We start from the raw sequence: 13080 nt of genomic DNA on the forward strand, positions 1-13080 counted from the left end.
TCTAGTTCTTGGTCTTATCGACCAGCTGATCTTTCTTCAGCCAGGGCATCATCGCCCGGAGCTTGGCCCCTACGGCCTCGATGGGATGCGCTTCGCCTTTGGCAAGCAACGCATTGTAGACAGGACGATTGGCTTGATTCTCAAGCACCCACTCTTTGGCAAACTGACCGGTCTGAATTTCACCGAGGATCTTCTTCATTTCCTGCTTCGTCTGCTCGGTCACCACTCGAGGCCCACGGGTAATATCCCCATACTTGGCCGTGGTGCTGATCGAATAGCGCATGTTGGCAATTCCGCCCTGATAAATCAGATCGACGATCAATTTCACTTCATGCAGACATTCGAAATAGGCCATCTCCGGCGAATAGCCCGCTTCCGTCAACGTCTCATAGCCCGCCTGAATGAGCGATGTCAGGCCGCCGCACAGCACGGCCTGCTCGCCGAACAGATCGGTCTCGGTCTCTTCACGGAAATTGGTTTCGATAATACCGGCGCGACCGCCGCCGACCGCACTCGCATAGGCCAGGCCCACCTGCCGTGTGGTCCCGCTCGGATCCTGGTGAACGGCGAGCAAACACGGCACGCCGCTGCCCTTGGTGTACTCAGACCGAACCAAGTGTCCGGGCCCCTTAGGAGCGACCATAAACACGTTGATGTTCGCCGGAGGCACGATCTGGCCGAAATGGATGTTGAACCCGTGCCCGAACGCGAGATAGGAACCGGGCTTCAGGTTCGGTGCAATGTCCTGACGATAAATAGCCGCCTGCATTTCATCGGGCGCCAGGATCATCACCACATCGGAAGCCTTGACGGCATCGGCGACCGGCATGACCTTGAGTCCGCTCTGCTCAGCTTTTTTCCATGATGCGCCTTCGCGCACACCGATCACCACATTGACGCCGCTCTCCTTCATATTGAGGGCATGCGCATGGCCCTGGCTGCCGTAGCCGATCACGGCGACCTTCTTATTGCGAATCTGCTGAATGTCGGCATCTTTGTCGTAATAAATCTTCATCATGAACTCCTCAGGAACGCCCTGTTTCAGAAATAGATAGCCCCGTAAACTCCAGACTACTCGCGCGCCACCTTCTTGGGCTGCACCGCGCTCGCTCGAATCGGCTCCCGCGCCACGGCCACTCGCCCGGTTCGAGTCAATTCCTTGATCCCAAGCGGCTGCAGGAGATTGATGATGGCTTCAATCTTTTTCGGATCGCCCGTGACCTCGATGGTATAGGTCGCCGGCGTCGAATCGATGACGTTGGCGCGAAAAATGTCCGCGATTCTTAGCGCCTCAGCACGATCTTCGGCCTTGGTATGCACCTTGATCAAGGCCGTCTCGCGCGACACGAACTCGCTCTCGTTCAGATCGACGACCTTGATCACGTCGATGAGCTTGTTAAGATGCTTCACGATCTGTTCGATGATGCGATCGTCGCCCGAGGTCACGATCGTCATCTGCGACATCGAAGGATCCAGCGTCGGCGCCACCGACAGACTCTCGATATTGAAACCCCGGCCACTGAACAGCCCGGCCACACGGGACAACACGCCAAACTTATTTTCGACCGTGACGGAAATGATGTGTTCCATATTCGAATGCCTTAGGCGGTCAGGACGGTATCGGTACCATCCGGCGTCACTTTGGATGTGCTCGCCTGTTTATTTTTCAACTCCGGCGGATCTTCCAAGATCATCTCGTGGTTACACCCTCCGGCCGGAATCATCGGATACACGTTTTCAAAACGATAGGTCGGCACATCCACAATCACCGGCCCGTCCACCGCGATGGCTTCCCTAAGCACCGCGTCGAGATCGCCCACCTTGTTCGCGCGCAACCCGACGGCCCCATAGGCTTCCGCCAACTTCACAAAGTCCGGAGTATTCTCGAGGTCGCTGGAGGCATAGCGGCCCTGGTAGAACAAATCCTGCCACTGCCGGACCATGCCATGGAACCGGTTATTCAGGACGATGATCTTCACAGGAAGCTTGCTTACCACCGCCGTGGCCATCTCCTGCATATTCATCTGAATGCTGCCGTCCCCCGCAATGCACAGCACCAACCGACCGGGAAACGCCGCCTGCGCGCCCATCGCCGCGGGAAACCCAAAGCCCATGGTCCCCAGCCCACCGGACGTCAACCAGCGATTCGGCTTGGCCAGCTTGAAATATTGGGCGGCCCACATCTGATGTTGGCCCACATCGGTTGAAACGATCGGGTCCCGGTCCTTCGTCAGTTCATACAACCGCTTCACCACATGCTGGGGCTTGATCGGTCCGTCCGCATCCTGCTGATACGACAACGGATGAGCGGATTCCCACTCACGAATTTGCTTCCACCAGGGCTTTCGTAATTCCTTCTGTTCCCCGTTGACCGACGCGCGGAGAATCTGATTCAGCTCCCGCAGAACGGTCTTGCAATCCCCGACGATCGGAATATCGACGTTGATGTTCTTTCTGATCGATGTCGGATCGATATCGACATGAATGACCTTGGCATGAGGACAGAACTCCGAGACCTTTCCCGTCACGCGGTCATCAAAGCGCGCCCCGATTGCAATCACAAGATCAGAATAGTGCATGGCCATGTTGGCCTGATAGGTGCCGTGCATACCCAGCATCCCCAAGGAGAGCTGGTGTTCTCCCGGAAATGCCCCGAGCCCCATGAGGGTCATATCGACCGGGATTTGCGTCAGTTCCGCCAGCTCGATCAATTCGGCCGAGGCGCCTGAAAACACGACGCCGCCACCGACATAGAGAATCGGCTTCTTGGCCTTCATGATGGCTTCGGCCGCTTGCTTGATCTGCCACTTGTTGCCGTCGTACGTCGGGTTATACCCCCGAATTGAGACGGAGGTGGGGTAGACAAATTCGGCTGTGGCCATCGACACGTCTTTGGGAATATCGACAAGGACGGGACCCGGGCGGCCTGTCGTCGCGATATAAAACGCCTCTTTAATGGTCATCGCGAGATCGTTGACGTCCTTCACGAGGAAGTTGTACTTCGTGCAAGGGCGGCTCAATCCAATATTGTCGGCCTCTTGAAACGCATCGTTGCCGATCAGGCTCGTGGGCACCTGGCCGCTGAAACAGACCAACGGAACGGAGTCCATGTAGGCATCAGCCAAGGCGGTAATGACGTTGGTCATGCCGGGACCGGACGTCACCAAGCACACGCCTGCTTTCCCCGTCGCTTTGGCATAGCCTTCGGCCATGTGGCCGGCACCCTGTTCATGCCGCGTCAAGATGACGTCTATGTCTTTCTGCTGATGGAGCATATCGAATATCTTGAGGACCACGCCACCGGGAAGCGCGAAGATCGTTTTGACCCCCTCCCGCTTGAGACTCTCGATCAATATCTCAGACCCGTTGAGCTTCATATCGTTTCCCTCCCCCGGATGCCCGGAGTACTGTTTTCAAGAACGTGCAGCCCTTCACGAAATGGCCATCCTAGAACCTCTGGCCAATCCACACGGAAATTTGTGCAATATCAATAGGAAAGAATGCGAGATCCTAACACCACGCTAGATGAGGGTCAAGAGCCGCCGGGGCCATCTTCCTCATCAGCACAGCCGAGGGGGAACAATTGACGCACCGCCTAACACGAAAAAAGCGCGAGCGAGGAAACCTATAAGCCGGATTCTGTCCCGCATGAACCGGAGTTCATGCCTGGGTGATCATTTCTCTGGGATTCGAGTTACCCCGAACCTCGAGCGACCTACCCGAAGACCTCGACCGGGCCAGTCGTTGCGCCGCGCCCTTGCGAGCACCGCACGTGTCTTCCTATTTGGCCTTGCACCGGGCGACGCTTACCGTGCCAGCGATGTCACCATCCCTGCGGTGGGCTCTTACCCCGCCGTTTCACCCTTACCTGATCCGTAGCGACGAGATGGGATCCCGTCGCCTTGGCCATCGGCGGTTTGTTTTCTGTGGTGCAGGTGTCGGATTACTCCGCCTGGGAATTACCCAGCGCCCCGCCCATGGAGTCCGGACTTTCCTCCCGGCACACAAGGTGCCGAGCGATCACCCAGTCCCCTCTCTCGCGCACTTACACTATAGGGCTGGAATCCCAGGCTTTCAAGGGCAGCGTCTCAACAAACTGCCCGCTATGGGGCCACGGGTAAGAGCATTGGAGGAACCGGCTGTCTCGTCTGGTAGATGGCCATAGCTTCCGGCATCCATTGCTTCAACTGTTCGATGCGTGTCTCGTGACCGGGATGGGTTGACATGAACTCGGCGGGGCCACCGCCTCCTGATAACTGCGCCATCCGCTCCCACAAACCTACCGACTCGCGCGGATCATACCCTGCATCCGCCGCCAGGAGAATGCCGATATAGTCGGCCTCAGACTCGTGCTTCCGGCTAAACGGAAGCAATACTCCAACCTGGGCGCCGACACCAAGCGCTGCCATCGCCGCTTGCGACATCAACCCACCGCCGCCGCTGGCGCCGGCTGCTGCTCCCGCTACCTGCAGGGCGGCGTTCGTCAATTGCCCCTGACTCATTCGCTCCGCCCCATGGCGCGCCAGAGCATGAACGACTTCATGGCCCATCACCGCGGCGAGACCGGCCTCCGTCTTGGCAACGGAAAAGATCCCCGTATAGACCGCCATCTTTCCACCCGGCAACGCAAATGCATTCAGCGTTTTGTCGTCCTTAATCACGGTCACTTCCCACTGAAACTGCTGTGCCATCTCTCCGTACTTCGACCGTTTGGCTGCTTCAATAATCCGCGCGGCAACGCGCTTCACCGGCTCGATCTCACGCGGGTCCTGGGACTGCCGCATCTTCGGATCACTCTTCACCTGGCTATAGGCCTGCGCGCCCATTTGATTTTCCTGCTCAACTGACGTCATGAGCAACTGCGAGCGACCCGTATAGGGATTGGTTTCGCATCCGCCCGTCCCCATCAACACGCTCAGCAGTATTCCAGCTGCCAGGAGTCGGCTAACCCGCATTCTGTGGCTCATCGGCTTGTCTCCATACATCACATCGCGTATCGATTCTCTCTGACGACTGAATTGACCATCTCTGTTTCAATTCGTTAGATTACCTCGCCCTAGATATTTTTTCTACCTGGAGCAAAGAGTGACCGCTACCCATCCATCGGTCGAGCGCATCGGCATCGACGAATCAGGGAAAGGCGACTACTTCGGCCCGCTCGTCATCGCCGCCGTCTTTGTGGACGCCGTCACCCAAGGCGAGCTTGCCCTCATGCAGGTTCGGGACAGCAAGAAGATCTCGGACGGTCGGATTCTCGACATGGCGCCGGATATCAAAACCATCTGTCCCTACAGCATCGTCGCCATTGGCCCGCAGAAATACAATGAACTGTACGCGAAGATTAAGAACTTGAATCGCTTGCTGGCCTGGGGCCACGCCCGTGTCCTGGAAAATCTGCTCAACAAGGTGTCGTGCGGTCGAGCGATTGCGGATCAGTTCGGAGATGAGCGGCTGATTCTGAGCGCGCTCCAAGCCAAGGGCCGCACGATCGTGCTGGAACAGCGGCCAAAAGCCGAGTCCGACATAGCCGTCGCCGCCGCGTCGATCCTCGCGCGCGCAGAGTTTTTGATTCGACTCAAACGATTATCCGAAGAGGTAGGGACGACACTTCCGAAGGGAGCATCAGCCACCGTGGAACTGGCCGCCAGAATGGTGATGAAGAAACATGGACAGGAGCGGCTTGGAGCCGTCGCGAAGCTGCACTTCAAAACTACCCAGGCCGTACTGGCAGGACTTGCTTAGACCGACTCCCCGACTTCCAGGTCGTTCTTCCTGGCGACACTCAGGGCTGAAGCGGATTCGGTCGGGATCTCGCCTTCCCAATAGAGCATCCGGCGGCAGTAGGGGCATACGTGGAGATCGTCGGATCGTCTGACTTGCGCGATCAACTGCGGCGGGATCTGGAGCCGGCATCCGGCGCACATCCCTTCACGCACGGCAGCAATCGCCCCGTCTTTCCGGGACAGCTTGATGTGCGTATAGCGCGCAAGTAGATTGGGGTCGATCTGTTTCGCCGCCGCGCGCTGTTCAGCCTCCAGCTGCGCCAACTCCGTGGCGAGCTCCTTGTCCGTCGCATCGAGGGCTTGTTTTTCCTTGGCGAACACGGCCTGTGCCGCATTCACTTTCCCCTGCAGCTCTTTGATCGTCCCTTGCAGCTGGTCGATCTTGTCCATTGAGACCAAGATCTTTTCTTCGAACTCTCCACGTTTTTTGTTCGCCAATTCAATTTCGAACAGGTGCGCTTGATACTCTTTGTTCGTTTTCAAACTCGCGGCGTGCGACTTCATTTTCTCGGTCTGCGCTTCGTGCATTTCAAGGTCTTTTTCGTGCGTACGCCGCTCTTTCACCAGCGCGTCAACCCCCGTCTTCGCGTCGGTCAGCAACTGCGTATCCTCGCGAAGCGGCGCTTCGGCGATATTCAGCCGCTCAGGGATTTTCCGACGCTGTTCAGTAATCTCCAGAATGCGGAGATCCAGTTTTTGCAGGGCGAGCAGGGGGGACAGTTTCTGGCTCAACGGACTCCTTAACACGACATTCGTAGTGAGACGACTCGGGGCGCAACGGGCCACGCCAGATGTGGTGGGCCCACTAGGACTTGAACCTAGGACCAGCTGATTATGAGTCAGCCGCTCTAACCACCTGAGCTATGGGCCCGATCGGGTGAACCGGTGATTCACGCTCTCTCTGCTCACCCGACACAGGTCGGATGATTCTAGGCCGCGTCTCCCATGGAGTCAAATGGCCCACGGACGGCCTGGTGTTACACGCTTTCGACAAAGCTTCGCAGCTTTTTGCTCCGGCTTGGATGCCGCAACTTGCGCAGTGCCTTGGCCTCGATTTGCCGGATACGCTCACGAGTCACTTCAAAATCCTGCCCGACTTCTTCCAGCGTGTGGTCGGTGGCTTCGCCGATCCCAAACCGCTTGCGCAAGACTTTTTCTTCGCGCGGGGTCAATGTTTCCAGCGCACTGTTGATCTGGCGCTGCAAATCGTACCGGATCGCGGCTTCCAGCGGGGAGACCGCCTTCTTGTCCTCGATAAAGTCCCCCAGATGGCTGTCTTCTTCTTCCCCGATCGGCGTCTCCAGAGAAATCGGCTCGCGCGCGATCTTGAGAATCTTCCGGACCTTGTCGAGGGGCAAGTCCATCCGCTCGGCGATTTCCTCCGGCAACGGCTCACGGCCCAGCTTCTGGACGAGATGCCGGGAAGTCCGGATCAATTTATTGATCGTTTCGATCATGTGCACGGGAATGCGGATCGTACGGGCCTGATCCGCAATCGCCCTGGTAATCGCCTGCCGGATCCACCAGGTCGCATAGGTACTGAACTTGTAGCCACGCTGATACTCAAACTTATCCACCGCCTTCATTAACCCGATATTGCCTTCCTGGATGAGATCCAGAAACTGCAATCCTCGGTTCGTATACTTCTTGGCAATGCTCACCACAAGGCGCAGATTGGCCTCAACCAGCTCCGCCTTCCCGCGTTTGACCTTGTCCTCGGCGACATCCAGATGCTTCACCGCATCTTTGATTTCTTCTGCCGGAACCAAGGCCTCTTCCGTTTCCAGCTGCCTGATCCGTGCCTTCGCCGCCTGATAGATTTTCTTGATGTCCGAGAGGGTCTCCTCGGACACTCCGGCCTTTCGCCTGACGGCCAGAAAATCCGGCCTCGTCCGGCACATTTTCCTCAGCTGCTCGGCACCGGCCTCGCCGCCGATTCCAATGCGCCGCTGACAGCTCGCCACTTCCCGCTCGGCCATCCGGAACTGCACGGCCAGATCGCGCACACGCTGGACCATGCGATCCTTCAGGACGCCGTGCAAATTCACCGACTCGATCTTGTCGACGACCTGCTGCCGGGCCAGATCGAACTGCTTCTTGTATTGCTTTTGCTTCGCCGGATCACTCCCGAGAGACTTTTCTTTCTCGACGAGGGCCTTCAGCGACAATGAGACTTTCCGGACCGTGTTCAACGCCTCCAGCGTCTTCACGCGCAGCTCTTCATAGTCCCGCTCGATCGGCTGCTGCTCCTCTTCGAGCTCCTCCTCGGTTTCTTTTACCGGGACGATCTCGCGCACATCGATCTTTCCATCCTTGAGCTGATCGCGCAGGGCCAGCACAAACTCGATCGTCATGGGCAATCCGTAGATCACCGACGCCACTTCCTTCTTTCCTTCTTCGATCCGCTTGGCGATCTCGATTTCCCCTTCGCGGCTCAGCAAGGCGACGCTGCCCATTTCCTTCAAATACAGACGAACGGGATCGTCGGTGCGGCTCAAGGCTCCGGGCGTGAGATCGATCGGTTTTTCGTTTTCTTCCTCGGCTTCCGCCTCGGTCTCGGTCTCCGCTTCCTCCGTATCGTCGGCGGCCTCGCCCCGCTCCGTCCGCTTCTGTGTCCGCTCGCCATCCGGCGCATCCACAATCTCAATGTCCAATTCGCCGAACATCGTCATGATGCTGCCGAACTGGTCGGAGGACACCACCTCCGCCGGCAGGGTGTTATTCAACTCATCGTAGGTCAGGAATCCTTTTTCCTTCCCGATCGTAATGAGTTTCTTCACCTCGCCGAGCAACTCTTGCTTCGCCATAACTACTCCTTCACCAATGAGACTGTGCCGGCGACTGGCGTGCCGGCTTTCCGCATTTGCAATTCATTCACTTGCAGATTGATCGACTGCACGTCTTCCCAACGTCCTTCACGTTCAGCCCCTTTGAGGCGTGAGATGAGCTCGCGCATGGCCGCCTCGGAACGTTTCCGGTCCAGCTGATCCAAGCAGCCCTTGATATGCTCCGAGAGATCGTCGAAATGATCGTCCCGCAGCGAGAATTCGGTGGCCAACGTCCCACAATCTGGATCGTCCATCGCCGCATCAAGGAACGCTCGCACTTCAACGCGTCCATCCGCTCCCAAATGCTCCAACGCACAGGCCACGAGCTTCTGGCAGGCCGGGATTGAAAAGAGCTCGGGCTTCAACCGGCGAATATCCGCCGGAGACAATTTCCCCTGCAACAGCAAAAAGGCGAGATCCCGCTCCTCGGGAACGCCCTTGAAAGCCGGGACGGGTTTCGGTGACGGGGCCGGCACCCCGGCGGTCTTCCGCTGCTCAGCTATTAATGCCGGATACCGTTCAATCAAGCGCTGCTGATTGATCCCCAGACGCTCCGCAACCACTCGCAGCCGTTCTTCCCGTTCGATCGGATGTTCGCTCTTCTGAAGGATGCGTAAGATTTCATCCACACTGCGGATCCGGCCTTCGAGCGATCCGGACTCGGCCTCTTTCACGCTATGCTCCAACGCATAGTCTAACAGGCTCGGAGCCGCCGCCTCGAGTTGCGCAAACGCCTCTGCTCCGGCTTTCCGAACGTACGTGTCAGGGTCGTCTCCGTCCGGCAATGTCACGACCTTGACCCCGAGACCGCTGTTCACAAACAAATCCAATCCTCGCAGCGCCGCTCGCACACCGGCGGCATCCGGATCGAACAGCAATACGACATTCGTCGCAAACCGCCGGAGGGCTTGAATGTGCTCCGCCGTCAGCGCCGTGCCGAGCGTGGCTACGGTATGGGTGATCCCGGCCTGATGCAACGCAATCGCATCGAAATAGCCTTCCACCACGATCACGGTCTTCGTTCGAGCGATCGACTCGCGCGCCTGGTCGAAGGCAAACAGCGTCTGGCCCTTCTTGAATAACGGTGTATCAGGAGAATTCAAATACTTGGGCGTGCCGTCTCCGAGCGTCCTTCCGCCGAATCCCACCACACGCTTGCGCAAATCGACGATCGGGAACATGACGCGAGCCCGAAATCGATCATAGAAACCCGTGGCCCCTTTCCCCGCCTGCTCCCGCGCAATGGTCAACCCGGCCGCCGCCAAATCGCCGGACGTAAACCCTTGATGCGTCAACGCCTTGATCAACCCTTCCCATTCCCCCAATGCCACACCGATGGCAAATCGCGTAATCGTGGCCGGTTCGATGCCCCGCTCGGCGAGATAGGCTCGTGCGGGCTCCCCGGCTTTTGCATCCTGTAGATTCTTGTGAAACCACGAAGACGCGGCCTGGTTCACTTGCTCGATACGCCCGAACTGAGCAGCCTGCGGATTGACCTCGGCCGACTCCTGAACCTCAATCCCGACCTTTCGACCGAGATCACGCACGACTTCAGGGAAACTGGCTCCCGTAATTCGCGTCAAAAACGAAAATACATTGCCGCCGGCCCCACAGCCGAAACAATGAAAAATCTGCCGTGAGGGACTCACCGTAAACGACGGACTTTTTTCCTGATGGAACGGGCACAACCCCTTGAGATTCTGTCCTGCTCTAGTGAGCGAGACATGATGGCCGACGATATCCGCGATATCGATCCGGTCACGAATCTGATTGATGATGTCGTCAGAAATCAGGCCTCGGCCCACGAGAGTCCTGGCTCCTTTGCACCCGTCATGGTCGACCGACGAGCTAGCCTGTAAATGATCGGAAAATTTGACTGGTCAGGGTATCAGACCGCTTGAAACCCTGTCAATTATGAGGGAGACCGCCTAGCCTGGAGGCCAGCCGAGGTGACGACCGCCAAGTACATGAAAATGCAGGTGCAAAACGGTTTGCCCTCCGTCCCGCCCTGTATTGGCCACAATTCGATAACCCGGTTCGGCAAGGCCCTTGTCTGTGGCAACCTGTCGACAAGTCAAGAGCAAGCGGCCAAGCAACGCTTGATCTTCCTCGCCGAAATCCTGAACGGCTGCGACATGCCGCTTTGGAATGACCAAGGTGTGAACGGGTGCCTGAGGGCTGACATCATCGAACGCCAATGTATGCTCGTCCTGATACACCACTTTTGCGGGAATGCTGCCATCGACGATACGGCAAAAAATACAGGTACTCACCGTGCCCTCCCTGGCTATTGTTCCGTCCTGAGGCCGGACTTCCCAAACCGCTTCGCTAACTCTTGATAGATCACGGACAGAGGAATGTCATGGTAGCCTAAGACCATGAGCGTATGAAAAAACAGATCGGCGATCTCGTACACGATTTCCTCTTTCTTTCCGCCCTTCGACGCCAGCAGCACTTCGCCGGCTTCTTCTGCCACTTTCTTGAGGATCTTGTCGTGCCCCCCCTCAAATAACTTTGTCGTATACGACCCCGGCTGGGGATTGGCCCGCCGCGTCTCGATCGTCCGCAGCACCGCCTCAAGAATGCCGCCTGCAGCCTCATCGGTTTTACCGGGGCCCACCCCACCCGACTCATCCAGCGGCGTGAAAAAACAGGCCCGTTCTCCGGTGTGACAAGTCGGTCCAACCGGTTGCGCCTTCACGAGAATGGTATCGCGATCACAATCCACATAGAGGGTTTTCACATGGAGTTTGTGCCCCGATGTTTCCCCCTTCTCCCAGAGCTTCTGGCGCGACCGGCTCCAGAAGTGAACCGTCTTGGTGGCGACGGTTTGATTCAACGCGTCCTGGTTCATATACCCGACCATCAGGACCGTTCCGTCCAGCCAGTCCTGCACAACGGCTGGAATCAGCCCCTGCGCATCAAACTTGAAAGCCTGTGCCCCGTCGCCTTGTCCCATGATGTCACGCAACCGGTACGGCGTGATCAAGCCGCACCGGCACGCCTTTCTCACGTAAATATTCTTTGGCCTGCGGAATCGTATACGTCCGGAAATGAAAAATCGAGGCCGCCAGCACCGCATCGGCCTTCCCCTTCGTAAATCCGTCATAGAGATGCTCGAGCGTGCCGACTCCGCCTGACGCGATCACCGGAATCGAGGCGGCTTCTGACACCGCCGCCGTCAGCCCTAAATCATAGCCGCTTTGCTGGCCGTCTTGATCCATGCTCGTCAGCAAGATCTCTCCCGCCCCGTAGGTTTCCATCCACTTCGCCCACTCCACCGCATCGAGCCCGGTGGCTTTTCGCCCGCCATGCGTAAAGACTTCCCATCGACCGGGCGTGATACCGCGCTTCGCATCGATCGCGACGACGATACACTGAGTCCCGAATTTCTGCGCCGCCTCCCGCACAAATTCCGGCCGTTGAACCGCCGCCGTATTGATACTCACCTTATCGGCACCGGCATTGAGCAAGGCGCGGATGTCATCGAGCGTCCGAACCCCGCCGCCGACAGTCACGGGCATGAACACGCGCGCGGCGGTTTGTTCGACCACGTCGATAATCGTCTTTCGATTTTCATGCGACGCGGTGATATCGAGAAAACACAGCTCGTCCGCCCCTTCGCGATCATAGACCGCCGCCACTTCTACCGGATCGCCCGCATCGCGAAGATTGACGAAGCTGACGCCCTTCACCACCCGGCCATCTTTGACATCAAGGCAAGGAATGATACGTTTCGTCAGCATCGTGCGCTCAAAGCCGCAACCGCTGCGGCATAATCCAACTTCCCGTCATACAGCGCCTTCCCCACGATCGCGCCCTCGATGCGAGGGCCGAGCGCATGAACGGTTTGCAGATCCTCTACACGCGTGATGCCACCCGAGGCAATGACGGGGAAGGCTGAATGTCCGACCACCTCTTGCAACGCCGGTATATTGGGCCCGCTCAGCATGCCATCGCGGGAAATGTCGGTATAGATCACCGCGCTGATCGCGAGCCCGGCCAGGTCTTTAAGCAAATCGATGGCCTTTGTTTCCGATACGGCCGTCCACCCCTTCACCGCCACCTTGCCGTCACGCGCGTCGAGCCCGAGCAAAATGCGCTGAGGAAACTCTTTGCAGGCCTGTTCAAGAAACTTGCGATCGGTGAGGGCCGCGGTCCCGAGCACCACGCGCGAGACCCCGGCATTGAGATAACGCCGCACGGTCTCGATCGTGCGAATGCCGCCGCCGACCTGCACCTTCACACTCACTGTCTTCATCACCGCTTCGATCTGCGGAAGATTCCTGGGCTCCCCGTCGACCGCGCCGTTCAGATCGACGACATGAATGAGGCCTGCCCCGACTTGCTGCCACTTTCGAGCCACCGCCGGGACATCCTCCGAATACACCGTCTCTGCGGCCATATCGCCCTGGCGCAACCGCACACAACGCCCGTCTTTTAAATCGATGGCTGGAATCACAAGCACG

Annotated in this window: 12 protein-coding genes, 1 tRNA gene and 1 other RNA gene; 1 reads left to right on the forward strand and 13 read right to left on the reverse strand. The window is 57.9% G+C overall.

The genetic code is table 11. From position 1 onward, the window contains the following. Nucleotide 1 precedes the first annotated feature (1 nt). The 5 genes from ilvC to Q7U39_10975 all read right to left on the reverse strand — a co-directional run bounded on the left by ilvC (nt 2) and on the right by Q7U39_10975 (nt 4967). A complete protein-coding gene (gene ilvC / locus Q7U39_10955) occupies nt 2-1018 on the reverse strand; it encodes a ketol-acid reductoisomerase (GenBank protein ID MDO9118471.1) in 1017 nt (338 codons plus the stop codon). Between the two features lie 53 nt (nt 1019-1071). Beyond that, the gene (gene ilvN / locus Q7U39_10960; protein ID MDO9118472.1) at nt 1072-1590 is read right to left on the reverse strand and encodes an acetolactate synthase small subunit; all 519 of its coding nucleotides are present in this window, start codon (nt 1588-1590) and stop codon (nt 1072-1074) included. Nucleotides 1591-1601: 11 nt separating this feature from the next. After that, entirely contained in the window at nt 1602-3377 is a 1776-nt protein-coding gene (gene ilvB / locus Q7U39_10965; GenBank protein MDO9118473.1) for a biosynthetic-type acetolactate synthase large subunit, read from the reverse strand. Between the two features lie 235 nt (nt 3378-3612). Next, an RNA gene (gene rnpB / locus Q7U39_10970) (RNase P RNA component class A) lies at nt 3613-4036 on the reverse strand. Nucleotides 4037-4103: 67 nt separating this feature from the next. After that, nucleotides 4104-4967: a M48 family metallopeptidase gene (locus Q7U39_10975; protein MDO9118474.1), complete on the reverse strand. Its 864-nt coding sequence runs from the start codon at nt 4965-4967 to the stop codon at nt 4104-4106. Between the two features lie 118 nt (nt 4968-5085). On the opposite strand from Q7U39_10975, the gene rnhC reads away from it, so the two are divergent. Further along, complete coding sequence (gene rnhC, locus Q7U39_10980) at nt 5086-5742, forward strand: ribonuclease HIII (GenBank protein MDO9118475.1); 657 nt, start codon at nt 5086-5088, stop codon at nt 5740-5742. Here rnhC and Q7U39_10985 read toward each other — a convergent pair. From Q7U39_10985 to hisA, 8 genes are all read right to left on the reverse strand, one after another. Continuing rightward, nucleotides 5739-6515 carry a C4-type zinc ribbon domain-containing protein gene (locus Q7U39_10985; protein ID MDO9118476.1) on the reverse strand — a complete coding sequence of 259 codons (777 nt, stop codon included), beginning with the start codon at nt 6513-6515 and terminating at the stop codon, nt 5739-5741. The two genes, rnhC and Q7U39_10985, sit on opposite strands and share 4 nt — an antisense overlap. Nucleotides 6516-6577: 62 nt before the next feature. Beyond that, nucleotides 6578-6654 (reverse strand) — tRNA-Ile (locus tag Q7U39_10990). 106 nt (nt 6655-6760) lie between these two features. Then, nucleotides 6761-8590 carry an RNA polymerase sigma factor RpoD gene (rpoD, locus tag Q7U39_10995; GenBank protein ID MDO9118477.1) on the reverse strand — a complete coding sequence of 610 codons (1830 nt, stop codon included), beginning with the start codon at nt 8588-8590 and terminating at the stop codon, nt 6761-6763. Between the two features lie 2 nt (nt 8591-8592). Further along, the gene (gene dnaG, locus Q7U39_11000) at nt 8593-10416 is read right to left on the reverse strand and encodes a DNA primase (protein MDO9118478.1); all 1824 of its coding nucleotides are present in this window, start codon (nt 10414-10416) and stop codon (nt 8593-8595) included. Between the two features lie 123 nt (nt 10417-10539). After that, nucleotides 10540-10884 carry a histidine triad nucleotide-binding protein gene (locus Q7U39_11005; GenBank protein ID MDO9118479.1) on the reverse strand — a complete coding sequence of 115 codons (345 nt, stop codon included), beginning with the start codon at nt 10882-10884 and terminating at the stop codon, nt 10540-10542. Between the two features lie 14 nt (nt 10885-10898). Then, nucleotides 10899-11600 carry a bifunctional phosphoribosyl-AMP cyclohydrolase/phosphoribosyl-ATP diphosphatase HisIE gene (hisIE, locus tag Q7U39_11010; protein MDO9118480.1) on the reverse strand — a complete coding sequence of 234 codons (702 nt, stop codon included), beginning with the start codon at nt 11598-11600 and terminating at the stop codon, nt 10899-10901. Next, the gene (gene hisF / locus Q7U39_11015) at nt 11575-12357 is read right to left on the reverse strand and encodes an imidazole glycerol phosphate synthase subunit HisF (GenBank protein MDO9118481.1); all 783 of its coding nucleotides are present in this window, start codon (nt 12355-12357) and stop codon (nt 11575-11577) included. The genes hisIE and hisF overlap by 26 nt, the downstream gene beginning before the upstream one ends. Then, a complete protein-coding gene (hisA, locus tag Q7U39_11020) occupies nt 12351-13079 on the reverse strand; it encodes a 1-(5-phosphoribosyl)-5-[(5-phosphoribosylamino)methylideneamino]imidazole-4-carboxamide isomerase (GenBank protein MDO9118482.1) in 729 nt (242 codons plus the stop codon). Before hisA ends, hisF begins: the two co-directional genes overlap by 7 nt. Nucleotide 13080: the final 1 nt, after the last annotated feature.

It is taken from the genome of Nitrospira sp., assembly GCA_030653545.1.
Taxonomy (GTDB): domain Bacteria; phylum Nitrospirota; class Nitrospiria; order Nitrospirales; family Nitrospiraceae; genus Nitrospira_D.

Bases quoted from the DNA above. Each gene is read 5' to 3' on its own strand.
- ilvC (MDO9118471.1), bottom strand. From the start codon at position 1,018: ATGATGAAGATTTATTACGACAAAGATGCCGACATTCAGCAGATTCGC.
- ilvN (MDO9118472.1), bottom strand. From the start codon at position 1,590: ATGGAACACATCATTTCCGTCACGGTCGAAAATAAGTTTGGCGTGTTG.
- ilvB (MDO9118473.1), bottom strand. From the start codon at position 3,377: ATGAAGCTCAACGGGTCTGAGATATTGATCGAGAGTCTCAAGCGGGAG.
- Q7U39_10975 (MDO9118474.1), bottom strand. From the start codon at position 4,967: ATGAGCCACAGAATGCGGGTTAGCCGACTCCTGGCAGCTGGAATACTG.
- rpoD (MDO9118477.1), bottom strand. From the start codon at position 8,590: ATGGCGAAGCAAGAGTTGCTCGGCGAGGTGAAGAAACTCATTACGATC.
- hisF (MDO9118481.1), bottom strand. From the start codon at position 12,357: ATGCTGACGAAACGTATCATTCCTTGCCTTGATGTCAAAGATGGCCGG.